This is a genomic window from Roseinatronobacter thiooxidans (genome assembly GCF_001870675.1).
Lineage (GTDB): Bacteria > Pseudomonadota > Alphaproteobacteria > Rhodobacterales > Rhodobacteraceae > Roseinatronobacter > Roseinatronobacter thiooxidans.
The window spans coordinates 148,359-171,702 of record NZ_MEHT01000005.1 but is presented as its reverse complement, the minus strand read 5'-3'; the positions used below and the strand labels follow the sequence as shown (position 1 = coordinate 171,702).

Here is a 23,344-nt window from a genome sequence, read left to right as displayed (position 1 = left end):
CCCGGCACGCTGGACCCGGACCACATCCACCTGCCCGGCATCTATGTGAACCGGCTGATTCAGGGGCAGCACGAGAAACGCATCGAACAGCGCACAGTGCGCACGGCTTGAGGGGGAAAGACATATGGCATGGGACCGCAACCAGATGGCCGCGCGTGCGGCGCAGGAATTGCAAGACGGGATGTATGTGAACCTTGGCATCGGAATTCCGACGCTGGTGGCCAATTACATTCCCGAAGGCGTGCAGGTCACGCTGCAATCGGAAAACGGGATGCTGGGCATTGGCCCTTTCCCGACTGAAAACGAAGTCGACGCAGACCTGATCAACGCAGGCAAACAGACGGTCACGGCCCTGCCGCATACCGCCTATTTCGACAGGGCGGAATCATTCGCAATGATTCGCGGCGGCAAGATCAACATGGCGATCCTTGGCGCGATGGAAGTGGCGGGAAATGGCGACATTGCCAACTGGATGATCCCGGGCAAGCTGGTCAAGGGCATGGGCGGCGCGATGGACCTTGTCGCAGGCGTGGCGCGCGTGATCGTGGTGATGGACCACACCAACAAGGCGGGCGACTCCAAGGTGCTGCAAGCCTGCACCCTGCCCCTGACAGCCCAAGGCGTGGTGAAGCGCATCATCACCAATCTGGGCGTGCTGGATGTGGTCGAGGGCGGCTTGAAGATCGTGGAATGCGCCGAAGGTGTCACCGAAGACGAAATTCGCGCCGCGACTGAGGCGGCGATCGTTAACTGAACAGATCAAGGCGGGTGCGACTGTACCGACAAAACGTTCAGCTCAGGGCTAATGGTGCGAAGGCGGTAATAGGTCTCTGAAAGTTATGGATTCGTAAAGCGATCGGCTGGGATCGCGCCATGGCTATCATTGTATTCCAAACTGAAGCAATACAAACAAACTGAGTTCATAGCATCGCAATTGGAAGAAATTTATGGACCGCCTCGCTTGTGACCGGATGTACGCCGCAGTGTAAGCGTTTTCTGGCACCCACCTTCCATGCTTTGCCTTGAGCTGCGATCTCCCGCCTGATTGAAATCGGGATGGAGTTTCGCGATGGCGACTACGGATGAGTTTCTCCGTGACTATGGGGTAGATATCCGCACGAATGGTCAACGGCGCTGGCCGGATGAGGTAAAAGCGCGGATTGTGGCGGAGACGTTGGAGCCAGGGGCTACGGTTAATGCAGTTGCGCAGAGATATGGCATTCGGCCCAATCACCTTTCGGAATGGCGTGGTCGCGCGCGGCGCGGTGAACTGGTTCTCCCGGCGGTGCTGGAAGATGACAGTCTGTGCTTCGCTCCGGTCATTGTGTCGGGTCCGCGGGTGCCAAGTTCACAGGACGACCCACCCATCCAGTCGGTGTCGCCAAAGCCGATCGAGATTATCACGGCGGCTGTCACGATCCGTCTGGACGCGGATATAGGCACGGACCGGCTTGTGGAGATCGTGCGTGGCTTGGAGACGCGCGCATGATCTTTCCGTCCAACCGCGTGCGTGTGCTGGTATCGACCCAGCCTGTCGATTTCCGTAAAGGTCACGATGGCCTATGCGCACTGGTGGCGTCCACGCTGCGCAAGGACCCTTATACTGGCACGGTGTTTGTGTTTCGCGCGCGGCGCGCTGACCGGTTGAAGCTTTTGTATTGGGATGGCTCAGGTCTCGTGATGGCTTACAAGCGCCTGGAGGACACAACCTTCACCTGGCCTGCGATCAAGGATGGGATCATGGCGCTGAACCATGCCCAGTTTGAGGCACTATTTTCCGGGCTGGACTGGCGCAAGGTCAAGCCGGTTGAGCCTCGTCCGCCGAGCTCGCCAGAGTAGATTAAGGCACTGTTTTTGCTTTTATTTCGGTATGGGTTCCGGTAAAAATTGGGCATGTCGAACACCCCTGCAATCAACCTTTCCACGCTCCCTGCCGATCAGCGCGCAGCCGTGGAAGCGTTGATGCAGCAGGTCAGCACGCTCAAGGAAATTACCAAACGCCAGGAACATCTGATCCCTGAGTTGAACCATGCCCTGCATGGGAAACGATCAGAGAAGCTGACCGAGGATGAACGCCAGCTGGCCTTTGAAGACCTGACTATCGCGCTCAAAGAGGTCGAGGCCGAGAAAGAAAAACGCGCGGCGTCCCAAGGTGATGGAACACGCAAGAAACCCGCTCCGCGGCGCAATATCGGGAACCTGCCCGCATCTTTGTCGCGCATCGAGAATGTCATCGAGCCGGACAGTTTGGTCTGCCCCTGTGGCTGCGGTGTCGCCATTGTCGCTCGGACCAATGGCGCAACAATAGCGACTGCACAAGATCGGCGAAGATCGCACAGAGCGGTTGGACATCGTGCCTGCGCAGCTGCGGGTGATTGTCACGGTGCGCCCGAAATATGCGTGTCGTGCTTGCACTGACGGTGTGCGCCAGGCCCCTGTTCCTGCTTTCCTGATTGATGCAGCACTGCCCACTGAAGGGGCCATCGCGCATGTTCTGGTCAGCAAGTCGAAGGGGACCGTGGCCGCAGATGCGGCCGCGTAAGCCCCGTAGACGCGGACCATTTGCCCTTGTATCGCCAAAGCCAGATCCTGGCACGGGCAGGCATTGATCTGCACCGCGCCGTGTTGGCGAGCTGGGTTGGCAAGGCGGCCTTCCATTTGCGGCCCATCGTTGACCGGCTGGCCGAGCATCTGAAAGCCTCAGACAAGCTGTTCATGGATGAAACGACAGCCCCTGTGCTCGATCCCGGTCGGGGAAAGACCAAGACCGGTTATCTCTGGGCCTTGGCGCGGGATGACCGTGCCTGGGGCGGAGACGACCCGCCGGGCGTTGTTTATTTCTATGCGCCAGGCCGCGCAGGCGAGAATGCCGAAACCTTCCTGACCGGCTTTGATGGCATCCTGCAAATAGATGGCTATCAGGGCTATAATCGGCTGACCAAACCCTCTCGCAAGGGCGGTGATCCCATTCGGGTTGCCCATTGCTGGGCGCACGCGCGCCGCAAGCTGAAGGAAGTCTTCGACCGCGATGGGTCAGAAATCGCTGCCGAAGGCCTTCGCCGCATCGCCGAGTTCTATGCGATCGAGGCCGATATTCGCGGTATCTCGCCCGGCCAGCGCCTGTCCGCCCGTCAGACGCGCAGCGCACCGCTGGTCGCGGCCTTCGGGGAGTGGCTTCAGGCGCAACGTCGCAAGATATCGGCAAAGTCGCGGCTGGGTGAAAAGCTCGCCTATATCCACAATCACTGGGACGGGCTGCAAACCTTCCTGACCGACGGTCGCGTCGAGATCGACTCCAACAGGGTTGAAAATCTGATCCGCCCGATAGCTCTCAACCGCAAGAATTCACTTTTTGCAGGTCATGATGAAGGAGGCGCCGCCTGGGGCCGCATCGCGTCACTGATCGAGACCTGCAAGATCAATGGCGTCGAACCTTTCGCCTACCTCAAGGCGACCCTGACGGCCATCGCCAATGGTCACCCTCAAAACCGCATCGACGATCTGCTGCCGTGGAACTTCAAGCCGTCAAGCTGAAAACCCAGTGACCCGCAGCGAACGCTTACGCCGCAGTGATGGAAACCGGGAGTTTTACCGCGGCCGCAGACAAGCTGGGCATGACTTCGGGGCAGGCATCAAAGCTCGTCTCGCGGCTTGAGAGTGCTTTGGGCGTGCGGCTCCTGAACCGGACGACGCGCGCTGTTTCGCCGACCAAGGCGGGGCAGGCACGGTCGAGTTTTTCCAAAGCCTCGGGTTTACCGGCTTTCTGGCCTATGTGGTCATCGCCGCCGAACTTCTGGGCGGGATCGGACTGATCCTTGGTCTGTGGTCGCGCTGGGTGGCGCTGGTCTTGCTGCCGATCCCGCTGGGTTTGATCTACCCGCACTGGAGCGCTGGTTTCTTCTTTTCCAATGCAGGCGGCGGCTGGGAGTTTCCGGCTTTCTGGTCCGTCGCCCTGATCGTGCAGGCACTTCTGGGCAACGGTGCATTCGCTCTCGGCCGCGACCGCTGAATGCCCCACCGCCGGTGCCTTTGCTGGCACGGGCCATCCTCATCACTGTGCCACTGGAGGCCACAATGACCGACGTGTTTTTCAACCATGCAACGGCCCTCCTGCGAATCGGACGGGCGCGGCTTCGTGTTCGCGATCTGAGCAGGGTTTCGAAGTTCTATCAGCGCGTTCTCGGGCTGGCCGTTATAGACCAAAGTGCTGATGCGATCACACTGGGCACCGGAACAGTTCCGTTGCTGGAACTCTCAGGTGATCCATCAGCCACGCCACGGAATCCACGCGACGCCGGAATTTTCCACACCGCGTTCCTTCTGCCCACGCGCGCTGAACTCGCCTGTTGGCTTGCATATGCCGACACTCTGGGCGTCAGGTTACAGGGGGCTTCGGATCACATCGTCAGCGAAGCAATCTATCTCGCCGACCCCGAGGGCAACGGGATCGAGGTCGATTCAGACCGTCCGGTTTCACACTGGCGGGATACTGACGGACAAATCCGAATGGCGACCGAACCGATGAATATCCCCGACTTGATGCGCGCACGCCAGGGTGATTGGGCGGGTTTTCCAGTGGGCGGGACTATCGGCCATGTGCATCTGCAGGTCGGCGATGTTGGTGTCGCCGAAAATTTCTACCGTGATATTTTCGGCTTCGATATAGCCAGCCGCTATCCCGGTGCAAGCTTCTTCGGCAGCGGTGGATATCATCACCACTTGGCCGGTAACATCTGGAGCAGTCGCCGGGCCGAGCCACGCCCCGAAGGTGCGGCAGGCTTGGATCTGATCGAGATCAGCGTCCGCGATCCTGACTTGCGCAGCGCCATCCTGGCCAGCGCCGTCTCTGCTGGAATTAATGTTAATCATCATGGCGATACATTTGTGCTCCCCGACCCGTGGGGCACAGTATTCGCACTGAAGTCTTAGGCACTCCAGGCGATGAAGCCAGTAGCGGCCACGCCGCAAAGCTGCGTTCCTGCCAATCTCTCAGCATCATGTGTCGTATAATACGGGCGAATCCAGATTTTTTCATTTGTGGCATCTTCGCAAGGCGCGCCTCTGCGCACCTTCCGCGATCCGCGACTTGCCGACAGTTCGTTCATTGACTGTTTTTGTATAATGCCGCGGATGCAATGCCGCAAGGTCACAGGCGGCATTCCGCCCTCCACGTCGGTCATGCTGCAACCGCGAAGGGTCTTGGGTGGATGGCTCGACCGGCAGAAAGGTCTCGCATAGCTACCATATCCGATGCCACCGTTGTTGAGCCTCGGAAAACAGTATCATGCGCCGGATACTACTCGCCGGGGCGCGACAGGCTGAACACCTCATTCACCACCGCATAATCCCGATAGCCACAGCGCGCCAAGGGGCGGAAGCGGGTGATGTCGAACATTCCGTCCACCAGACAGTCATCGCGCATGTGAATGCCGACCACTTCGCCGATCACCAGAAAATTCGCCTCGCCCGCCAAGGGGATGATCTGGGTCATCCGGCATTCCAGTGCGGCCGGGGCATCTGCCACGCGCGCGGCGGCGATGGTCTTGCACTCCTCGCGGGGAATGGCGGCATGGTCGAACTCATCCACCTCGCGCGGCCAGGGGCCAGAGGTGGCGTTCATCACATCGCGCGCGGAAAATTCCACGACATTCACGCAAAACACGCCCGTTTCGCGGATATTGGCGACCGAATCCTTGGTGCCGTCGCGGTCGGGTTTGGCGCTGGTGGATGCAAACATCACCTGCGGCGGCACATAGGCCACGGCGTTGAAAAACGAATAGGGGGCCAGATTGTCCTGTCCGTTGGCACCGCGCGTCGAAATCCAGCCAATCGGGCGGGGGGTGACGATGGCGTTGAAGGGGTTATGGGGCAACCCGTGGCCGTTGCGGGGTTCATAGAACATGGGCGTCTCTCCGATCTGTTTGCGCGCACCCTAACGCCATGCTACGGACCCTGCCAGCACTGATCTGGGCGGGGACGGCAGATGCAGCTTTTTCAGGAAACACCCGCCGACTGGTGGGAGGTAGAGGGGCTTTACGACCTGTGCTTCGCACCGGGGCGAGAAGCGCTGTCATCCTACCGGCTGCGCGATCAGGTCGACCCTGTCGCCCCCCTTTGCCTGCTGCTGCGCGACGCGAACGGGATTGCTGCGGCCATCCGCTATTGGCCGGTCCAGATTGAAGGCGCGGATGTGCTGCTGCTTGGCCCGATTGCCGTGCACCCTACCCATCAGGGCGAGGGCTTGGGCGGCTGGCTGATGCGCGAAAGCCTGGCGCGCGCGCAGGCTTTGGGCTGGGCGCGGGTGCTGCTGGTGGGGGATGCGCCCTATTACAGCCGTTTCGGCTTCGCGCGGCTGGACGGGGTAACCATGCCGCCGCCCACCAACCCCGCCCGCGTTCTGGGGCTGGAGCTGGTGGCCGGTGCATGGGAGGGGGTGCAGGGTGATGTGACGCAATATTGCAAAAGTGACAGTCCAGCCCGTCCGTAAGCCGCGGCAGCCTTAATCCACCAGCATCGCGACATAGTCCAGCAAGGCCGGGCGCGCGCTTTCCAGCCCGCGCGCCTGCACGCGGGCAATCAGTTCGGAGACTTCGATCAGGTTCGCGCGCCGGATCAAGGACTTCACCGGCCCGATTGAGGCAGGCCGCATCGACAGCGAGGCAATGCCGATCCCGGCCAGCGCCAGCGCATCGACAGGCCGCCCCGCATCTTCGCCGCAAAATGACAGGTCGGTTCCCGTCTCGTGGCAGCGGTCTACGATGACCTGAAGGAATGTCAGGAAACTGACATTCAGCGTGTCATAACGCTTGCGCACCAATTCATTCTCGCGGTCTGCGGCAAAGAAAAACTGCTTCAGATCGTTGCCCCCGATCGAGATGAAATCGACCGCTTCAAAAAAGCTTTTCGGGGCATAGGCCAGTGACGGGGTTTCCAGCATCGCGCCGATTTCAAGCTTTTCGGGCAATGTATGGCCCATCCTGCGTTCCCGCTCGATCTCGCGCAGCAGGGTGTCGCGCGCTTGCGTGAATTCGCTGGCGGTTGCGACCAGCGGGAACATGACACTCAGCGCGCGACCATTGGCTGCGCGGATCAGCGCTTGCAACTGCATGCGCAACACGCCCGGTTTGTCCAAGCCCACCCGCAGCGCGCGCCAGCCCATTGCGGGGTTCGGCTCGTCGGGGCGGTTCATATAGGGCATGACCTTGTCAGACCCGATATCGAGTGTTCGGAAATACACTTTGCGCTGCGCCGCTGCATCCAGCACACGCGCGTAATTCGCCACAAGGTCAGACCGCTTTGGCATCCGGTCCTGTACCAGAAACTGCAATTCGGTTCGGAACAGCCCCACGGCATCTGCCCCCGAATTGGGCAGCGAGGGCAGATCGGCCAGCAAACCGGCGTTCATTTTCAGCGATACAGTTGTGCCGCACCGCGCCTGTGCAGGCTTGTCGCGCAGGCTGGCATAGCGTTCCTGTGCCTTGGCCTGCATCGCCATCTTGTCGCGGAACGCGCTGGAGATGGTGTCATCGGGGCGCAGATGCACGACGCCTTCGGTGCCATCAACCAGAATATGGTCACCGTTCAACGCCTCGGTGGTGATGCGCGGCACGTTTATCACCAGCGGAATCGCAAGTGCGCGCGCCACGATGGTGGCGTGGCTGCCGACCGCGCCTTCTTCCAGCACCACACCGCGCAGTTTGCGGCCATATTCCAGCAATTCCCCCGGCCCGATATTGCGCGCGACCAGAATCGGGCGCTCGGGCATTTCTGCGCCCGTCTCGTTGCCCTGTCCGGTCAGGATACGCAGCAGGCGGTTGGACAGATCGTCCAGATCATGCAGACGGTCGCGGATATAGGCATCGGGCACCCGTTCCAGCCGCGCGCGCGCTGTCGATTGTTCCTTTTCCACCGCCGCCTCGGCGGATAGGCCAAGGCGGATATCTTCTTCCATCCGCTTCATCCAGCCCCGCGAATGGGCGAACATGCGGTAGGTTTGCAGCACTTCCATATGGTCTTTGTCGCGGGTTCCGGCGCTTGCCAGCAACTGGTCAATCGAGACGCGCAGCGTCTCGACTGCAGCTTCAAGGCGCAGCAGTTCCGCGCGGCTGTCATCATTGACCAGATTGGTAATGACAACACGCGGCTGGTGCAGCCAGACCTGCCCCTCTGCCTCGCCTTCCTGTGCGGTGACGCCGCGCAGCATGGCGGGGTTTTGGTGGGGGGTTGCGAAACTGGTGCCTTCGCCGGTGAACGCGCCCAGTTCGGTCATTTCGGCGATGACCATCGCCACCACTTCCAGCCCGTAGATTTCATCATCGGTATACAAGCGCGGGTCTTTGGCCTGCACGACCAGCACACCCAACCGTTCCCCCAGACGCTGGATCGGGACACCAAGGAAAGAGGTGAACACTTCCTCACCCGTCTCGGGCATATAGCGAAAGCCGCGTTCGGCGGGGGCGTTGGCCGTGTTGACGGGGCGCGCAAAGCGCGCGACCTTGCCCACCAGCCCTTCGCCCAACCGCAGGCGGGTCTGGTGTACGGATTCGGGCTTCAGCCCCTCGGTTGCGCACAGTTCCAGCGTGTCCACATCGCGGAACAGATAGATCGAGCAGACATCGACCCCCATCGATTCGGTGATGATCGTGGTGATCCGGTCAAGGCGTTCCTGCCCCGGATTGGCCAAGGCCATTTCATCGCGCAATCTGCGCAACAGCTTGCGGCTGTCAGTTTCCGTTCTATGGGGCATGGCCCCTCCGATCCTGCTCTCGGGCCTGCCTCAGCCCGCCTTGTCCAGTTCAAACGCATCATGAAGGGCCTGAACCGCCAGTTCCATATATTTCCTGTCGATCAGCACAGAAATCTTGATCTCGGATGTCGCAATGACCTTTATGTTGACTCCTTCATCAGCAAGTGCGCTGAACATGCGCGCGGCAACACCGGCATGGCTGCGCATGCCGATTCCCACAACCGACACTTTGGCGGCGTCTTCGTCCACTTCCAGCTTGTCATAGCTGATATTGCCCGCATCGCGCGCCGCTTCCAGCGCTTTGCGCGCGCGGGCAACCTGATCGACGGGGCAGGAAAATGTCATATCGGTGACAGGTTTCTCGTTGCCCTGATAGTTCTTCTCCGAGATGTTCTGCACGATCATATCGACATTCACACCGGCCTCGGACAAGGGGCCAAAGATCGCCGCCGCAATGCCGGGGCGGTCTTCGACGGTGACAAGGGTCAGTTTCGCTTCTTCGCGGCTATAGGCCACGCCCGAGACGACTTTCGATTCCATGATTTCATCCTCATCACAGACCAGGGTTCCTGATGTTTCATTGGTATCATCGAATGATGACAGAACGCGCAACCGCACCTTGTAACGCATCGCCAACTCGACCGAGCGGGTTTGCAGCACTTTCGCCCCAAGCGAGGCCAGCTCCAACATTTCCTCGAAGCTGATCTTGTCCAGCTTGCGCGCTTTCGAGGTGATGCGCGGGTCGGTAGTGTAGATACCGTCAACATCGGTGTAGATATCACACCGCTCTGCCTCGAACGCGGCGGCAAAGGCCACGGCAGTGGTGTCAGACCCGCCACGCCCCAGCGTGGTGATCCGCCCTTCAGGGCTGACGCCCTGAAAGCCTGCGATGACTGCCACTTTGAAGCCCTCAGCGAATTTCGCATCCAGATTGGTGCGGGGAATATCGACAAACCGCGCTGCGCCATGCGCGCTGGTGGTCTGGATGGGCACTTGCCAGCCCTGCCAGCTGCGCGCGGGCACATCCATTTCCTGAAGTGTCAGCGCCATCAGACCGGCTGTGACATTCTCGCCCGAACTGACCACGGCATCATATTCGCGTGCGTCATACATGGGCGAGGTTTCATTGACCCAGCCCACCAGTTCATTCGTTTTGCCCGACATCGCCGAGACGATCACGATCACATCGTAGCCGCGTTCGACTTCGGCCTTGACCTTGGCCGCCGCATTGCGGATGCGACCCAGATCCGCGACCGAAGTGCCGCCAAATTTCATTACCAGTAGCGGCATGGGCCGACCCTTTCCCCACACGTTTTTCGCGCCACTTCATATGCGCGGGCGGGGGGTTACGCAAGGTGGGCCGTGCGTCTGGGGCGCCTTGGGGCGGTTTTTCTCTGGGCATGTTGCGCGGGCGGTGACGCAAGGGCAATTTGTGTGTGTAGCTGTGGGGGGCAAGGGGCTGTGATGCGGGATTTTTCAGACGTAGAGCTTGCGCGTGTTTAGCCGCGCAGCGCCGGGCCGCGGTGCGGCCCTGCGATGCGCGGCAGACTGCGGCCTCGATTCCGGGCGGGAACATCCGCGTTGGTCTGCGCCAAGCCCTCCATAGCGCACTACTCAATCCTCAACTGGCGCGCGCCAGCGCAACCCGCTTTTGCAGATACCCGATCCGGTCTGTGATCTCTGCGCGCACCGGCCCTTCGCGGGGCGGGTCGTTCAGGGTGCTGCGCCATGCCAATGGCGGGTTGCGCCCTGCGGCGCGCCGGTTCCAGTGCAGCCCCTCCAGCACGTCGCGCGCGGTGTCGGGCAGGGGGCCTGGCGCGTCCCACCCGTTCAGCGCGCCCCAAACCCGTGTCCAGCACCGCGCCACCGACCACGGGTTATAGCCGCCCCCGCCCAGCACGATCAGGCGTGGTGCAAGCTGTGCCAGTGCTGTGGCCACCTCTGCATGGGCGTTGTTGGACAGGGCCAGCCGCGACAGCGGGTCTTCCTCGATCGCATCGGACCCGCATTGCAGCACCACTGCATCGGGATCGAAGCGCTCCAGCGCAGGCAGGATCAGCCGGTGCAGAATGGTGCGCATCTCGGTATCGTTCAGCCCGCGCGGCACAGGCAGGTTCAGCGCGCGCCCGCGCGCGTCATCGTCCAGCGCGCCGGTGAAGGGCCAGCGCCGGTCTTCATGCACAGATATCATCAGCATGTCGCTGGCCCCTGACAGTGCCGCCTCGACCCCGTCGCAATGATGCGCATCTATGTCTACATAGGCGATGCGCCGCAGGCCAAGCTTGCGCAGTGACAGCAGGCACAGGACCGGATCGTTCAAGTAGCAGAACCCATTGGCATAATCTGCCATCGCATGATGGGTGCCGCCGCCCGGAACATGGACAATGCCGCCTGCGCGCACCAGTTCCGCCGCCAGCATGACCCCGCCTGCGCCAGTGGCGGGGCGGCAAAACATCTCGGGGAAGACAGGGTTTGCTGTGCTGCCCAGCCCGTGGCGTATGCGGGTTGCATCATCCACCTGTTGCGTGGCTTCGGCCTGTTGCAGGGCGGCGATATAGTCTGGCGTGTGAAACAGCGCCAGCGCCTTTGGCTTGGCGCGCGGGCTGGTGCGGTATTGCGCGGGCGGCATCCAGCCAAGTGCGCGCGTCAGGTCCATGACAGTCGAGACGCGCGGAATATGCAGCGGGTGCCAATCCCCATAGCTGGAGCCGCGATACACCTCGGAGCCGATGAAAATAGGCGTCATGGCAGGGCGGCGCGGATTTCGCGGGTGATTGCGCGGGCGGTGGGGCGCATGGCGGACCCCCAGAACCCAAGCAGCGCGCCATCCGGCCCGATCAGCGCCTTGTTGAAATTCCAGTTCTGCACATGCCCGTGTGCCTCGGCAAGCCATTGGTAAAACGGATGCGCCTGCCCGCCGCGCACAGGTGTAATCTGGGTGATGGGAAAGGTCAGGCCGGTCTGGACGCGGCAGAAATCCGCAACCTCTTCGTTGCTGGACAGTTCCTGACGAAAGTCATCTGACGGAACCGCCAGCACCACCAGCCCGCGCGGGCCGTAGTCTTCATATAATTGCTGCATATCGCCATATTGCCGTGTGAACCCGCACAGTGATGCGGTGTTGACCACCAGCACAGGTTGCCCGCGCCAGTCAGCAAGGTTGAGAGGGCTGCCATCCAGCGCGGTGAAGCTGAAGGCCCATGCAGGCAGGGCACACAGCGCAAGGCCAAGGGTTAGGGCAAGTCTAAGCATGGCAACCTCCGTTAATTCAGTGTCAGATAGCGGGCCGGACGGGCAGAGCAAGTCATTCGCTCTTGATCTGCTGCGCGACGTGGTTAGATGTGAACCGCCCCGGTCGGACTGTGGAACATGATCAAGTTTTCTCTCAAATGTGGCGATGGCCATGCCTTTGACAGCTGGTTCAAGGCCGGTCAGGCCTTTCATGACCTCAAACAGCGCCAGTTGGTGCTATGCCCTGTCTGCGGGTCCAGCGATGTTGAAAAGGCGCTGATGGCGCCTGCGGTCGCGGTCCGCCCCCCAGTTGCGCAAGCCGCCCCCCCGCCAGAGGCGCAAGCGCCTGATCCCACGGAAAAGCTGAAAGCCCTGCGCAGCAAGATCGAGGCCAGCTCGGAATATGTGGGCGAGCGTTTCGCCAGCGAGGCGCGCGCCATGTATCTGGGCGACATTCCCGACCGCCCGATCTATGGCGAAGCAAAACCGCAAGAGGCCAAAGCCCTGATCGAGGAAGGCGTGCCGGTCGTGCCCTTGCCGTTTATTCCCTCGCGCAAATCAAACTAGGGCGGCAAGAGCAGTACTGGCTTGTGGTGTTTGCGGGGATAGCGTTGCACCCCTTGCGCGGCGGGCCTGCGGCCCTTGGGCAAGACTACAGGTCGCGGATAATGCGCGTCGGGGTGATGGGGGCGCTAAGGGTTTTGGGCAGGTTCAGCCCTGCCACCTGTTCCGCAATCGGTTTGACAGACAAGGGATGCGTGGTGCCGGAATAGCTGTCTGTGTCGCCCAGATCGCGCCACGCGCCTTCGTGATAGATTTCCAGCGCCGAGAATTTTGCCTTGTAATCCATCTTCGGGCTGCCGGGCACCCAATAGCCCAGATACACATAGGGCAGCCCAACTTTGCGCGCCAAAGTGATCTGGTCGAGAATCATGTAGCTGCCAAGGGACATGGCGGAATGGTCCGGGTCGAAAAACGAATATACAAGGCTTAGCCCGTCATCCAGCACATCGCTCAGGCAGACCGCGCGCAACTGCCGCCGGCCATTTGCGTCTTGTGCGATATATTCCAACACGCGCGTGCGCACGGGCGTTTCCTCGACCATTGCGGCGAATTCAAACACATCCATATCGGCCATGCCGCCATCGGCATGGCGCGAATCAAGATAGCGGCGGAACAGGTCATACTGGTCTTCGGTGGCCCATGCGCTGGTGACATAGCGCTGCACGGCGCTGTTGCGGTTGATGACGCGCCGCTGAGAGCGCGAGGGCTTGAAATCTGCCACGCGGATACGCGCCGACAGGCAGGCGCAACATTCCGCACAGGACGGGCGATACAACACGTTTTGCGACCGGCGAAACCCCTGCTTGGACAGGCTGTCATTCATCGCCTCTGCCTGATCGCCTTGCAGGGCCGTGAACAACTTACGCTCCATCCGCCCGTCAAGATACGGGCAGGGCTGGGGGGCAGTTACATAGAACTGCGGTATGGTGGGCAGGCTATGGCGCATTCAACAGATCTCAAACCATCAATATACAAAACTGAGACTAGCAAGGGTTTTGGGTTTCGCCAAGTGGTCTGACGCGCCCCTTGTGACAGTTCTTAATCGGGGGCGATGCGGTGCAGCATCGTGGTGCCCAGCACCATGTCATGCAGGCCCTGTCGATGGGGGCTAAGCAAGATCAACACCACAGAGACAACTTGCAGCGGGAACACTGTCCATAGACCTGCATGCATTGCGCTGTAGATAAAGGCGGTCATGGGGTCAGGTTCGCGCCCGTCAAGGCCGCGCCATTTCAGTGCGGTCAGCATCATGCCCAGCGTGGCCCCGTAGCGCGCCAGCATCACAGTGCGGTACCCGATCGAGATGGCAGCAAACAGAACAGGCAGGAAAAACACGCTGACAAAAAGGGTTAGCACCAGCCCGACAAGGGTCAGGGCAAGGGTTACAGCCACATCAATGCCCCAAGCCAGCGCGCGTTTGACCGGCACATCGCGGTAGAATTCCGGTTGCAATTCGGGGTCTGGCAGGGTCATTCGACAAAATCCGCAATTTGGGCATTGGCCAGAGAGATAAGCATTGCCGGTGCAATTGCAAAGACGTGACGCGGCGTTCCCGCTGCGGCCCAGACTTGCGCGAAGTCCAGCAAGCGCGGATCGATCCAGCAGGGCGATGGGGTCAGGTGGCCTATGGGCGAGACGCCGCCGATGGCAAAGCCAGTGGTCGCGCGCACAAGATTGGCATCGGCGCGGCCCAGATCCTCGCCCGCCAGCGCCGAGGCCTTGCTGGCGCAGATCCGGTTTCCGCCTGCGGTCAGGAACAGCCGGATCGCGCCCGAATCCTGCCCGCAAAAGATGATGGATTTCACGATCTGGTCAATCTCGCACAGGCAGGCCGCTGCGGCCTGTTCGGCGGTGCGCGCCTCGCCTGCTTCGGTAATCGTGTCGGGCAGGCCCGCGTCTTGCAGCGCGCGGGCCACCCGTTTGAGGGATTTGCTCATGCCTCAGTCAAGACTGTCCAGAACCTCGCCCAAGGTGCCGATCAACTGGTCGATATGCGATTTCTCGATAATCAGCGGCGGCGACATGGCGATGATATCGCCTGTCGTGCGGATCAGCACACCCTTTTCATAGGCTTTCAGGAAGGCTGCGAAAGCGCGCTGCGTGGGCGCGCCTGCAATCGGTGCCAACTCGACCGCGCCGATCAGGCCCATATTGCGAATGTCGATGACATGGCGGTGGTCTTTCAGCGAATGCACGGCCTCTTGCCAATAGGGCGCAATCTCGGCGCAACGCTCGAACAGGGCCTCTTCGCGGTAGGTTTCCAGCGTGGCAAGGGCCGCTGCCGATGCGATGGGGTTGCCCGAATAGGTGTAGCCGTGGAACAGCTCGATCAGATTCTCGGGGCCGGTCATGAAGGCATCGTGAATGGCGGCCGTGGTCAGCACCGCACCCATCGGGATCACACCATTGGTCAGGCCCTTGGCGCAGGTGATCATGTCGGGCATGACATCGAAATGCTGCGCGCCAAAGGCGCTGCCGAGGCGGCCAAAGCCGGTGATCACTTCGTCAAAGATCAGCAGAATGTCGTGTTTCGTCGCAATCTCGCGCAGGCGCTGCAAATACCCTTTGGGCGGGATCAGCACGCCGGTGGACCCTGCCACAGGTTCCACAATCACTGCGGCAATCGTGTCGGCCCCATGCAGCGCGACCATGCGTTCCAGATCATCGGCCAGATGCGCGCCATGTTCGGGCTGGCCCTTTGACCATTGGTTTTCAGGCAGATGCGTGTGGGGCAGGTGGTCGACACCTGCCAGCATTGCGCCGAAATGGCGGCGGTTGTTGACGATGCCGCCCACCGAAATGCCGCCGAAATTGACACCGTGATAGCCGCGTTCGCGCCCGATCAGGCGGGTGCGGCCGGCATTGCCCTTGGCACGGTGATAGGCAATGGCGATTTTCAGCGCGGTTTCGACCGATTCCGACCCTGAATTGGTGAAGAATGCATGGTCTATGCCTTCGGGTGCCAGATCGACCAGCTTGTTGGCCAATTCGAACGCCTTGGGGTGGCCCATCTGGAAAGCGGGCGCATAGTCCATTTCGGACGCCTGTTTCTGGATCGCTTCCACGATGCGCGGGCGTTTATGGCCTGCATTGCAACACCACAGACCGGCTGTGCCATCCAGCACCTGCCGCCCGTCGGATGTGGTGTAGAACATGCCATCTGCCCCGACGAGCATACGGGGGGCCTGTTTGAACTGGCGATTGGCCGTAAACGGCATCCAGAAGGCGCGCAGATCATTCGGGGTGGGGCGGTCTAGGGCCATGACACATTCTCCGGCTGTATTTGATCAAATGACGCTACCATATTCGCGCCCCAAGGCAAGGGGCCTAGAGAAAGACCATCAGCGCCGAAAGGGCCAGCAAGGCGGCCATAAGGCGCATGAAAATGCGCCAGCGCGCGGGCGATTGCAGCAAACCTGTCAGCACAGCACCGGCACTGGCCCAGAACAGGCACACGCCCAGATTGACGCTGCTGAAAGCCAGCGCAAGGTTCGTGGCCTCCCATAGGGGGGCGCGGCCTGCGCCGTAGCCCGCCGAGGCTGCGAAGGCAACGGCCCAGACTTTGGGGTTGATCCATTGGAAGAGGGCACCTTGCCACGCCGTCATGGGCTGGCCCACATCCTGCGCCTCTGTCGTGGGGCGTCGGGTGGCGTTGAAATAGCCCCATGCCATCCACAAGATCCACAGGGCCGCAAGGGCTTGCAGCACCAGCCCGAATGTCGGGTTGGCCAGCACCAGCGCGCCCACCCCCAAGGCGGTGACACCTGCAATAACACCCACCCCCAGCACCACACCAACCAGATGCGGCAATGTGCGCCGAAACCCAAACCGCGCCCCAGAGGCCGTGAGCATGATGACATTTGGCCCGGGCGAGAACATGCCAAGAAAGACGAAGCTGTAGAGAAGCGGATCAAACTGCATGAGGCTGCTTTTGTCGGTGCTGAACGAGAGACCCCGGCGCGGGGGCCGGGGTCAGGTGGTGATAGAGCTGGTGCGTTGCGCTTACAACAGCTTTCCGGGCAGCCACAGCACCAGTTGCGGAAAGATGAACACCATGATCACCGCCAGCATTTGCAACAGCACAAAAGGGATGACCCCCTTGTAGATGTCTATGATGGTCACACCGGGCGGGGCCACCCCCTTGAGGTAGAACAGCGAGAAGCCCACAGGCGGCGTCAGGAACGAGGTTTGCAGCACCACTGCAAACAGCACGATGAACCAGATCTGGTCAAAGCCCAGGATCACCACCACAGGCGCAACCAGCGGCAGCATGATCAGCGAGATTTCCAGCCAGTCAAGGAAGAACCCTGCCAGAAAGGCGATGAACAGGATGGTCAGCACCACGCCCGATGGCCCGAAGGGCAGCGAGCGCAGTGACTGGGTGATGAAATCATCCCCGCCCAGCTGGCGCATGACCACCGCGAACATGGTCGCGCCCAGAAAGATGCCGAAGATGAAAGAGGTGGTCAGCGTGGTTTTCATGCCCACATCTTTCAGCACTGCCAGCGACAGCCGCCCATTGGCGGCCGCCAGCAGGGTAGCGCCGAATGCGCCGACGCCCGCAGCCTCGGTCGGGGTGGCGATGCCGAAGAAGATCGAGCCGAGCACCGCGAAGATCAGCAGCAGCGGCGGCACCACGGCCAGCAATGTGTTCAGCACCAGCTTCAGTGTGACAGGCGGCAGGTCGGTCGGGGCAGGGGCCAGAGTTTTGAAGAAAGTGGCCGCAACCATGATATAGATGATATAAAACACCCCCAGCATCAGCCCCGGAATAAGCGCACCCATGAACAGGTTGCCCACTGACACTGACATCTGGTCGGCCATGATGATCAGCATGATCGAGGGCGGGATCAGAATTCCCAATGTGCCCGCCGAACACACCACACCAGAAGCAAAGCCTTTGTTATAGCCTTGCTTGAGCATGATCGGCATGGACAAAAGCGCCAGCAGCACAACGGATGCGCCGACAATGCCGGTGGACGCTGCCAGCAAAATGCCGATCAAGACCACACCCAGCGCCAGCCCGCCGCGAAAGCGCCCGAACAGCTGGATGAAATTCTCCATCAGTTTTTCGGTCACGCCAGAGCGTTCCAGCATCAGCCCCATGAAAATGAACATGGGCAGCGCCACCAGAATCCAGTTCGACATCTGGCCCCAGATCCGCTGCACAAAGATCCCGAAAATTCGGAAATCTGTCAGAAAATAGGTGTCCCAGTTGAACCATTCAAACCCGAAGATGGCAATGAAGCTGAACGCGATCGACACACCGGCCAGCGCCCATGCCACGGGAATGCCCGTGAAGATCAAGGCGATGAAAGACACCAGCATTGCGACAACGAGGATTTCGTTCGTTTCCATCCCGTATTCCCTGTGATGAAACCTTGCGCCAGCCGCTTTGGCCGACGATCAGTAAATTACTTGGTGACCCGAGCGCGCGGGAAGTTGAACAGAAAGCAGGTAACCCGCAAAAGCCGCGCGAAAGCCGCAAGCCCGATATAGGCAAAGGCCAGCACGATGACGCTTTTGATCATCCAGCGATTTCCCAGCCCGCCCGGCGCAGAAGACCGCTCGCCACGATTATACGATGCCTCGACAAAGGGAATGCCATAGCTGATGATCAGCCAGCACATGGGCAGGATGATGGCCACAATCGAAAAGGCTTCGATCCAAGCGCGGGTGGTGGGGCGGAAATTCGCGGCCAGCACATCGACGCGCACATGGGCATCATGCATCAGCGCATAGCCAATGCCAAACATGAAGCCCACGGCGTAGATATGCCACTGCACCTCTTCCACCCAGACATAATTGACCCCGATCGCATAGCGCATTGTCACATTGACAACGATGATCAGGACCAGCGCAAACCAGATCGTGTTCAACACGAAAGAGAGCGAGCCAAGCGCAGCCTCTATCATGTCAGACAGCCATGTGCGGGGGAAATTCAACCCGTGGCTGCGCGCTCCGGCGTCTTCGACCTTTTCAAGGTCAATCTCGAATGGGCTTTTCGGCTGGCTCATGCATCGACTCCTCTGAGAGGATTGAAATCAGGGCAATCAGCCCATTGTACCTTTTGACAAAGGGCCGCGCCCATGACAGGCGCGGCCCAGTAACAGGTCAGATAAGATCAGTCTTCGATCCGCGACTGCCAATCACGCGGCAGATAGCCCTGCTCTTTCCATGGGCGCAGTTCAGCCTGAAATTCCATCATCGAGGAATAGACCTTGCCGAACATTTCATCCTGTTCGGACCAGCGGCCCAGAACAGTCTGTGTGGCGTCATAGAAAGCTGCGATCTGCTCGTCCGAATAGGTGCGCACATTTGTGCCCCGCTCTTCAAACCGTGCGATTGCGGCACCTTGCAGCGCTTCAGCGCGCGCGATGGCATAGGCATTGCCCGCCATGCAGGTGGTTTCGATCATTGCGCGTGTCTGGTCTTCCAGCCCGTTCCAGACGTCAAGATTGACATACAGGAACTGGTTTGTCGAAGGCTGGTGCCACCCTGGCAGATACAGGTAATCGGCCACCTGGAAGAAGCCCAGCTGTTCATCGACTGTGGGCAACGAGAATTCGGTCCCGTCAAGGTTGCCGGTTTCCAGCGCTTGGTAAAGTTCGCCACCCGGCAGCAATGTCACCGACATGCCGAATTCGGCAAAGATTTCGCCACCCACGCCCGCCGCGCGGAAACGCAGGCCCTGCATATCTTCGGGCGAGTTCATTTCCTGACGGAACCAGCCCGCAGTTTCGGGGCTGATGGTGCCGCAAAGGATCGGATGCACGTTATACTGGTGGAAAGTCTCTTCCAGCAGTTCCTGCCCGCCGTGATGGGTCATCCATGCAAGGAATTCCATCGATTCCAGACCGAATGGCGTTGCACCAAACAGGGCCGCAGCAGGAACGGTGCCCCACTCATAGCCCATCCAGCTATAGCCCGCGTCGATATTGCCTTCCGACACGTTTTCAAAGATCGACAGGGCAGGGACAACTGCGCCCGGCTCTGCCACACGCATGTCGATATTTCCGCCCGAGACTGCGCGCAACTGGTCGGCAACCCATGGCATTGTGTCGCCCAATGCGGTCAAAGTCGAGGCAAAGCTCATCGGCACCTGCCAGCGAATACGCTCTTGTGCCTGCACTGCACCGGCTGCAACGCTGGCTGTCAGTGCTGTGGTGATAAGAAGTTTATTCATATTTTTTTTCCTCCAAGTGTTGGACTTTGGTCCCGTTATCCACCCTGTTCGGGTGTGATGCGTCAAGAGAAAAGAACCGTCCCCGCGCAATAAAATTGCGCATGGCAGCGCTCATTTCGCCAAGTCTCTCCTCCCTGCAGTGAAGTGGTAAAATAAACTAACCAATTCTAGCAAGAGAAAATTTCATGATACCGCTATCGTGTGCGCTTGCGAGGTGCTGCACTGCCGCGTCTGGACATAGTTTTTCATGGTAATTGAAGTGGTTGCAGGAATTGACCTTGCTGCGCGCGCGGTGCATTCTTTTTTCATGACATTTGGTACCCTGACGCGTTTGCCGCTGCCTTATGACGCCGAATCCGGTTTGGAAGCGCGCGGCAGCTTCCCTGAATTGTCCGGCGCGCTGGCCGATCTGGTGGCGGGGGCGGCCGGATGCAGCCCCTATTTGCGCACCCTTATGGCGCGCGAACGCGACTGGATCGCACAGGCCATGGGCCGCGCCCCTGCGGACAGCCTTGCACAAGAACTGGCCGGGCTGGATGGCACCGCTTTGCCCGACTTGTCCGCACGCCTGCGCCGCGCCAAGCGGCGGATTGCCTTGCTGGCGGCGCTGGCCGATCTGGGCGGCGTCTGGTCGCTGGATCAGGTGACCGGCGCGCTGAGTGATCTGGCCGACCGCGCCACCCATGTGGCCCTGACAGCCCTTGTCGCCGATGAAATCCGGCGGGGCAAACTGCCCGGTGCCGCGCCCGAAGATGCCGCAACAGGGGCAGGCATGGTTGTTCTGGCCATGGGCAAAATGGGCGCGCGAGAGTTGAACTATTCGTCCGATATCGACCTGATCTGCCTGTTTGACGAAACCCGTTTCAGCGCCGATGATTACCACGAGGCCCGCGCCAGCTTCATCCGCGTGACGCGCAAATTGTGCGGGCTGCTGTCGGACCATACCGATGAAGGCTATGTCTTTCGCACCGACCTGCGCCTGCGCCCTGACCCGTCGGTGACACCCGTCTGCCTGTCGATGGATGCGGCAGAACGCTATTACGAAAGTGTGGGGCGCACATGGGAACGCGCCGCCTATATCAAGGCGCGCCCCTGCGCAGGCGATCTGGACGCGGGCGCGCGCTTTCTGGACACGCTACGCCCGTTTGTGTGGCGCAAGCATCTGGACTTTGCCGCCATTCAGGACGCCCATGATATGCGCCTGAAGATCAAGGCCCACAAGGGCTTGGGCGGTGCGCTGGTGCTGGAAGGGCATGACATCAAGCTGGGGCAGGGTGGCATTCGAGAGATCGAGTTTTTCACCCAGACCCGCCAGTTGATCGCAGGCGGGCGCGACCCCGACCTGCGCAGCCCACGCACGGTTGAAGGGCTGGCCGCACTGGCCGCAAAAGGGTGGATTCCCAAGGACGTGGCCGAGAAACTGACCGCCCATTATATCGAGCATCGAGAGATCGAGCATCGTTTGCAAATGGTGCAGGATGCCCAGACCCAGAAATTGCCCACCAGCCCCGAGGGGATCGACCGGATCGCCCGCTTCGTGGGCGAGGGCCAGACGCAGGCATTCCGCGCCCGGCTGGAATCGCGCCTGAAACATGTGGCAGAGTTGACCGAGGGGTTCTTCGCCCCCGACAGCACCGCCGAGGCAGAACCGGACCTGTCGGATGCCGCGCAAGACATGATTGCAGGCTGGCGCAGCTATGCGGCGCTGCGCTCCAGCCGCGCGCAGGAAATCTTCAAGCGGGTGCGCCCGTCGATTCTGACCAAATTGCAAGATGCCGCCGACCCTGACGCGGCGCTGGTTCAATTCGACCGCTTCCTCAGCGGCTTGCCAGCCGGGGTGCAGCTTTTTTCCTTGTTCGAGGCTAATCCACAGCTGATCGACCTGATTGTTGACATATGCGCAACCGCGCCGCGACTTGCCGCCTATCTCTCGCGCAATGCAGCGGTGTTCGATGCGGTCATCGGGGGCGGGTTCTTCGCGCAATGGCCGGGCACGGCGGCCTTGCACAAGGAACTGGCCGATAGGCTGGCGCAGCTTGATGACTATGAGCGCCAGTTGGATGCCGCCCGCATCTGGGCGCGGGAATGGCATTTCCGCATAGGTGTGCATCATTTGCGCGGCCTGATCGACGCGTTCGAGGCGGGCGCGGAATATGCTTCTCTCGCCGAAGCGGTGCTGACAGCGCTTTGGCCTGTCGTGGTCGCAGATTTCAGCGCCAAGCACGGGCCGCCGCCGGGGCAGGGGGCTGTGGTGCTGGGCATGGGGTCGCTGGGGGCGGGGCGGTTGAATGCTGTTTCCGATCTGGACCTGATCGTTATCTATGAATCTGACCCTGCCGAGGTGTCTGAAGGCCGCCGCCCGCTGGATGCGCGCAGCTATTATGCGCGGCTGACCAAGGCATTTCTGACAGCACTATCGGCCCCCACTGCCGAAGGGCGCTTGTATGAGGTGGATATGCGCCTGCGCCCCTCGGGGCGGCAAGGGCCGGTGGCCACCAGCATCACCGCCTTTGAGACCTACCAGCGCAATGAGGCTTGGACATGGGAACATCTGGCCCTGACCCGCGCGCGCCGCGTTGCAGGTTCGGTCGCTTTGGGCGAAAAGTTGGAAGCGCTGCGCCGTCAGCTCTTGTCCGAAAAATCGACCGGCCCCACGATTTATAAGGATACAACCGATATGCGCGCGCGGCTGGCCGAGGCGAAACCGGCGCATGGGCTGTGGGATGCGAAATCGGGGCCGGGGCGGTTGATGGATATTGAACTGGTCGCGCAATTCTGCGCTTTGCGCGCAGGCCACCCCGCGCGCCGGGTCGAGGCGCAGTTGCGCGCGGGCGTCAAGGCCGGTGTCATCAGTGCCGAATCCGAGGGGCAGATATTAAGCGCGTACCGCCTGTGCTGGACGATGCAGGCGACAGGGCGCTTGCTTGCAGACAAGATTTCCGACATCGACCAGCTTGGCCCGGGCGGACAGAAGTTTATCTTGGCCTCTGCGGGCCTGGAAACTGTGGAAGAGCTTGCCACCCGCCTGCAAGACAGGTGCGATGCCGCGCAACATCTGATAACGTCAACCTTGGCCGCAACTGGCCCTTCAAAGGACGAAACCGACCATGACGCCCGCCAATGACCCGAAAGGGTTGATCCGCGAAAGCTACCGGATCGAGGGGATCTCGGATGGCGAATGCCGCTCGATCCTGATCGACTGGGCGCTCAGCCTGCCGCAGGACACAGACCAGCGCGCCGCCTTGCAATCGCTGCATGACCACTACGCGCCCACAGCCCCCACCCACCCCATGACAGCATTGCTGCACGAAGGGCTAAACCGCCCCGACGCCCCCCCGCGTGGCAGGCGCCGCCGCGCATGAGTGCCGATGCCGAACTCGACGCCATCGGCCTGCTGTGCCCGCTGCCCGTGCTGAAAGCGCGCAAGCGGCTGAAATCTATGGCAACAGGTCAGGTTTTGTGTGTGCTGGCCAGCGACCCCGCTGCCGTGGTCGATATTCCGCATTTCTGCGCGGAATCGGGGCATGAATTGCTCTCAACCGAACCGAGAGAGGGGGCGACGGCCTATTTCATCCGGCATATGTGACCATTTTCTTGCGCCAAATACTCCGGGGTGA

Annotated in this window: 24 protein-coding genes and 2 pseudogenes; 13 read left to right on the top strand and 13 right to left on the bottom strand. The window is 60.8% G+C overall.

Going from position 1 to position 23,344, the window contains the following annotated elements:
• From BG455_RS17505 to BG455_RS02965, 8 genes and pseudogenes are all read left to right on the top strand, one after another.
• Positions 1 to 111 (top strand): annotated as a pseudogene (locus BG455_RS17505) (succinyl-CoA--3-ketoacid-CoA transferase); the annotation flags it as partial.
• A gap of 13 nt (positions 112 to 124) precedes the next feature.
• A complete protein-coding gene (locus BG455_RS02990; protein ID WP_071468473.1) occupies positions 125 to 754 on the top strand; it encodes a 3-oxoacid CoA-transferase subunit B in 630 nt (209 codons plus the stop codon).
• Between the two features lie 315 nt (positions 755 to 1,069).
• Positions 1,070 to 1,489 (top strand): IS66-like element accessory protein TnpA, encoded by a 420-nt coding sequence (gene tnpA / locus BG455_RS02985; RefSeq protein WP_071468472.1) that lies wholly within the window; start codon positions 1,070 to 1,072, stop codon positions 1,487 to 1,489.
• Positions 1,486 to 1,839 carry an IS66 family insertion sequence element accessory protein TnpB gene (tnpB, locus tag BG455_RS02980; protein WP_071468471.1) on the top strand — a complete coding sequence of 118 codons (354 nt, stop codon included), beginning with the start codon at positions 1,486 to 1,488 and terminating at the stop codon, positions 1,837 to 1,839. Before tnpA ends, tnpB begins: the two co-directional genes overlap by 4 nt.
• 123 nt (positions 1,840 to 1,962) lie before the next feature.
• Positions 1,963 to 3,534, top strand: a pseudogene (tnpC, locus tag BG455_RS02975) (IS66 family transposase).
• Positions 3,535 to 3,569: 35 nt separating this feature from the next.
• A complete protein-coding gene (locus BG455_RS17420) occupies positions 3,570 to 3,812 on the top strand; it encodes a helix-turn-helix domain-containing protein (protein ID WP_425438711.1) in 243 nt (80 codons plus the stop codon).
• Complete coding sequence (locus BG455_RS16810) at positions 3,773 to 4,009, top strand: DoxX family membrane protein (RefSeq protein ID WP_211307057.1); 237 nt, start codon at positions 3,773 to 3,775, stop codon at positions 4,007 to 4,009. Before BG455_RS17420 ends, BG455_RS16810 begins: the two co-directional genes overlap by 40 nt.
• A gap of 65 nt (positions 4,010 to 4,074) precedes the next feature.
• Complete coding sequence (locus BG455_RS02965) at positions 4,075 to 4,929, top strand: VOC family protein (RefSeq protein ID WP_071468490.1); 855 nt, start codon at positions 4,075 to 4,077, stop codon at positions 4,927 to 4,929.
• Between the two features lie 367 nt (positions 4,930 to 5,296).
• Here BG455_RS02965 and BG455_RS02955 read toward each other — a convergent pair whose 3' ends face one another.
• A complete protein-coding gene (locus BG455_RS02955) occupies positions 5,297 to 5,902 on the bottom strand; it encodes a flavin reductase family protein (protein WP_071468469.1) in 606 nt (201 codons plus the stop codon).
• Positions 5,903 to 5,983: 81 nt separating this feature from the next.
• On the opposite strand from BG455_RS02955, the gene BG455_RS02950 reads away from it, so the two are divergent.
• Positions 5,984 to 6,487, top strand: coding sequence for a GNAT family N-acetyltransferase (locus BG455_RS02950; RefSeq protein ID WP_071468468.1), 504 nt, complete (start codon positions 5,984 to 5,986; stop codon positions 6,485 to 6,487).
• Between the two features lie 12 nt (positions 6,488 to 6,499).
• Here the strand turns inward: BG455_RS02950 and ptsP are convergent, their stop codons facing one another.
• The 4 genes from ptsP to BG455_RS02930 form a co-directional block, all read right to left on the bottom strand.
• Entirely contained in the window at positions 6,500 to 8,746 is a 2,247-nt protein-coding gene (gene ptsP / locus BG455_RS02945; RefSeq protein ID WP_071468467.1) for a phosphoenolpyruvate--protein phosphotransferase, read from the bottom strand.
• A 30-nt stretch (positions 8,747 to 8,776) separates the two neighbouring features.
• Positions 8,777 to 10,036, bottom strand: a complete 1,260-nt coding sequence (locus BG455_RS02940; protein WP_071468466.1) for an aspartate kinase — start codon at positions 10,034 to 10,036, stop codon at positions 8,777 to 8,779.
• A gap of 331 nt (positions 10,037 to 10,367) precedes the next feature.
• Entirely contained in the window at positions 10,368 to 11,492 is a 1,125-nt protein-coding gene (locus tag BG455_RS02935; protein WP_071468465.1) for an acetoin utilization protein AcuC, read from the bottom strand.
• Complete coding sequence (locus BG455_RS02930) at positions 11,489 to 11,998, bottom strand: glutathione peroxidase (protein ID WP_071468464.1); 510 nt, start codon at positions 11,996 to 11,998, stop codon at positions 11,489 to 11,491. Before BG455_RS02930 ends, BG455_RS02935 begins: the two co-directional genes overlap by 4 nt.
• A 117-nt stretch (positions 11,999 to 12,115) precedes the next feature.
• On the opposite strand from BG455_RS02930, the gene BG455_RS02925 reads away from it, so the two are divergent.
• Positions 12,116 to 12,544, top strand: coding sequence for a DUF1178 family protein (locus BG455_RS02925; protein WP_071468463.1), 429 nt, complete (start codon positions 12,116 to 12,118; stop codon positions 12,542 to 12,544).
• An 85-nt stretch (positions 12,545 to 12,629) separates the two neighbouring features.
• Here the strand turns inward: BG455_RS02925 and BG455_RS02920 are convergent, their stop codons facing one another.
• From BG455_RS02920 to BG455_RS02885, 8 genes are all read right to left on the bottom strand, one after another.
• Entirely contained in the window at positions 12,630 to 13,487 is an 858-nt protein-coding gene (locus BG455_RS02920; protein ID WP_071468462.1) for an arginyltransferase, read from the bottom strand.
• A gap of 92 nt (positions 13,488 to 13,579) precedes the next feature.
• Positions 13,580 to 14,014, bottom strand: a complete 435-nt coding sequence (locus tag BG455_RS02915) for an RDD family protein (RefSeq protein ID WP_071468461.1) — start codon at positions 14,012 to 14,014, stop codon at positions 13,580 to 13,582.
• Positions 14,011 to 14,478: a YbaK/EbsC family protein gene (locus tag BG455_RS02910; RefSeq protein ID WP_071468460.1), complete on the bottom strand. Its 468-nt coding sequence runs from the start codon at positions 14,476 to 14,478 to the stop codon at positions 14,011 to 14,013. The genes BG455_RS02915 and BG455_RS02910 overlap by 4 nt, the downstream gene beginning before the upstream one ends.
• A gap of 3 nt (positions 14,479 to 14,481) precedes the next feature.
• Positions 14,482 to 15,804 (bottom strand): omega-aminotransferase AptA, encoded by a 1,323-nt coding sequence (gene aptA / locus BG455_RS02905; protein WP_071468459.1) that lies wholly within the window; start codon positions 15,802 to 15,804, stop codon positions 14,482 to 14,484.
• 64 nt (positions 15,805 to 15,868) lie between these two features.
• Entirely contained in the window at positions 15,869 to 16,462 is a 594-nt protein-coding gene (locus BG455_RS02900) for a LysE family translocator (protein ID WP_071468458.1), read from the bottom strand.
• Positions 16,463 to 16,543: 81 nt separating this feature from the next.
• Positions 16,544 to 17,899 carry a TRAP transporter large permease gene (locus BG455_RS02895; protein WP_071468457.1) on the bottom strand — a complete coding sequence of 452 codons (1,356 nt, stop codon included), beginning with the start codon at positions 17,897 to 17,899 and terminating at the stop codon, positions 16,544 to 16,546.
• Between the two features lie 56 nt (positions 17,900 to 17,955).
• Complete coding sequence (locus tag BG455_RS02890) at positions 17,956 to 18,558, bottom strand: TRAP transporter small permease subunit (RefSeq protein WP_071468456.1); 603 nt, start codon at positions 18,556 to 18,558, stop codon at positions 17,956 to 17,958.
• Positions 18,559 to 18,665: 107 nt separating this feature from the next.
• Positions 18,666 to 19,727, bottom strand: coding sequence for a TRAP transporter substrate-binding protein (locus BG455_RS02885; RefSeq protein WP_071468455.1), 1,062 nt, complete (start codon positions 19,725 to 19,727; stop codon positions 18,666 to 18,668).
• Positions 19,728 to 20,034: 307 nt separating this feature from the next.
• Here BG455_RS02885 and BG455_RS02880 point away from each other — a divergent pair, with 307 nt between their 5' ends.
• The 3 genes from BG455_RS02880 to BG455_RS02870 are packed head-to-tail and all read left to right on the top strand — an operon-like array spanning position 20,035 to position 23,313.
• Positions 20,035 to 22,851, top strand: coding sequence for a bifunctional [glutamate--ammonia ligase]-adenylyl-L-tyrosine phosphorylase/[glutamate--ammonia-ligase] adenylyltransferase (locus BG455_RS02880; protein WP_071468489.1), 2,817 nt, complete (start codon positions 20,035 to 20,037; stop codon positions 22,849 to 22,851).
• Entirely contained in the window at positions 22,835 to 23,089 is a 255-nt protein-coding gene (locus tag BG455_RS02875) for a hypothetical protein (RefSeq protein WP_071468454.1), read from the top strand. The genes BG455_RS02880 and BG455_RS02875 overlap by 17 nt, the downstream gene beginning before the upstream one ends.
• Entirely contained in the window at positions 23,086 to 23,313 is a 228-nt protein-coding gene (locus BG455_RS02870; protein WP_071468453.1) for a sulfurtransferase TusA family protein, read from the top strand. The genes BG455_RS02875 and BG455_RS02870 overlap by 4 nt, the downstream gene beginning before the upstream one ends.
• Positions 23,314 to 23,344: the final 31 nt, after the last annotated feature.

What these genes read in the sequence shown, in the direction of transcription:
- BG455_RS02885 (WP_071468455.1), bottom strand. Translation starts at nt 19,727, where the DNA reads ATGAATAAACTTCTTATCACCACAGCACTGACAGCCAGCGTTGCAGCC.
- BG455_RS02875 (WP_071468454.1), top strand. Translation starts at nt 22,835, where the DNA reads ATGACGCCCGCCAATGACCCGAAAGGGTTGATCCGCGAAAGCTACCGG.
- aptA (WP_071468459.1), bottom strand. Translation starts at nt 15,804, where the DNA reads ATGGCCCTAGACCGCCCCACCCCGAATGATCTGCGCGCCTTCTGGATG.
- BG455_RS02940 (WP_071468466.1), bottom strand. Translation starts at nt 10,036, where the DNA reads ATGCCGCTACTGGTAATGAAATTTGGCGGCACTTCGGTCGCGGATCTG.
- BG455_RS02880 (WP_071468489.1), top strand. Translation starts at nt 20,035, where the DNA reads ATGACATTTGGTACCCTGACGCGTTTGCCGCTGCCTTATGACGCCGAA.
- BG455_RS02955 (WP_071468469.1), bottom strand. Translation starts at nt 5,902, where the DNA reads ATGTTCTATGAACCCCGCAACGGCCACGGGTTGCCCCATAACCCCTTC.
- BG455_RS02910 (WP_071468460.1), bottom strand. Translation starts at nt 14,478, where the DNA reads ATGAGCAAATCCCTCAAACGGGTGGCCCGCGCGCTGCAAGACGCGGGC.
- BG455_RS02920 (WP_071468462.1), bottom strand. Translation starts at nt 13,487, where the DNA reads ATGCGCCATAGCCTGCCCACCATACCGCAGTTCTATGTAACTGCCCCC.
- BG455_RS02870 (WP_071468453.1), top strand. Translation starts at nt 23,086, where the DNA reads ATGAGTGCCGATGCCGAACTCGACGCCATCGGCCTGCTGTGCCCGCTG.
- BG455_RS02915 (WP_071468461.1), bottom strand. Translation starts at nt 14,014, where the DNA reads ATGACCCTGCCAGACCCCGAATTGCAACCGGAATTCTACCGCGATGTG.
- BG455_RS02990 (WP_071468473.1), top strand. Translation starts at nt 125, where the DNA reads ATGGCATGGGACCGCAACCAGATGGCCGCGCGTGCGGCGCAGGAATTG.
- BG455_RS02890 (WP_071468456.1), bottom strand. Translation starts at nt 18,558, where the DNA reads ATGAGCCAGCCGAAAAGCCCATTCGAGATTGACCTTGAAAAGGTCGAA.
- ptsP (WP_071468467.1), bottom strand. Translation starts at nt 8,746, where the DNA reads ATGCCCCATAGAACGGAAACTGACAGCCGCAAGCTGTTGCGCAGATTG.
- tnpB (WP_071468471.1), top strand. Translation starts at nt 1,486, where the DNA reads ATGATCTTTCCGTCCAACCGCGTGCGTGTGCTGGTATCGACCCAGCCT.
- BG455_RS02965 (WP_071468490.1), top strand. Translation starts at nt 4,075, where the DNA reads ATGACCGACGTGTTTTTCAACCATGCAACGGCCCTCCTGCGAATCGGA.
- BG455_RS02925 (WP_071468463.1), top strand. Translation starts at nt 12,116, where the DNA reads ATGATCAAGTTTTCTCTCAAATGTGGCGATGGCCATGCCTTTGACAGC.
- BG455_RS02895 (WP_071468457.1), bottom strand. Translation starts at nt 17,899, where the DNA reads ATGGAAACGAACGAAATCCTCGTTGTCGCAATGCTGGTGTCTTTCATC.
- BG455_RS02950 (WP_071468468.1), top strand. Translation starts at nt 5,984, where the DNA reads ATGCAGCTTTTTCAGGAAACACCCGCCGACTGGTGGGAGGTAGAGGGG.
- BG455_RS02930 (WP_071468464.1), bottom strand. Translation starts at nt 11,998, where the DNA reads ATGCTTAGACTTGCCCTAACCCTTGGCCTTGCGCTGTGTGCCCTGCCT.
- BG455_RS02935 (WP_071468465.1), bottom strand. Translation starts at nt 11,492, where the DNA reads ATGACGCCTATTTTCATCGGCTCCGAGGTGTATCGCGGCTCCAGCTAT.
- BG455_RS02900 (WP_071468458.1), bottom strand. Translation starts at nt 16,462, where the DNA reads ATGCAGTTTGATCCGCTTCTCTACAGCTTCGTCTTTCTTGGCATGTTC.
- tnpA (WP_071468472.1), top strand. Translation starts at nt 1,070, where the DNA reads ATGGCGACTACGGATGAGTTTCTCCGTGACTATGGGGTAGATATCCGC.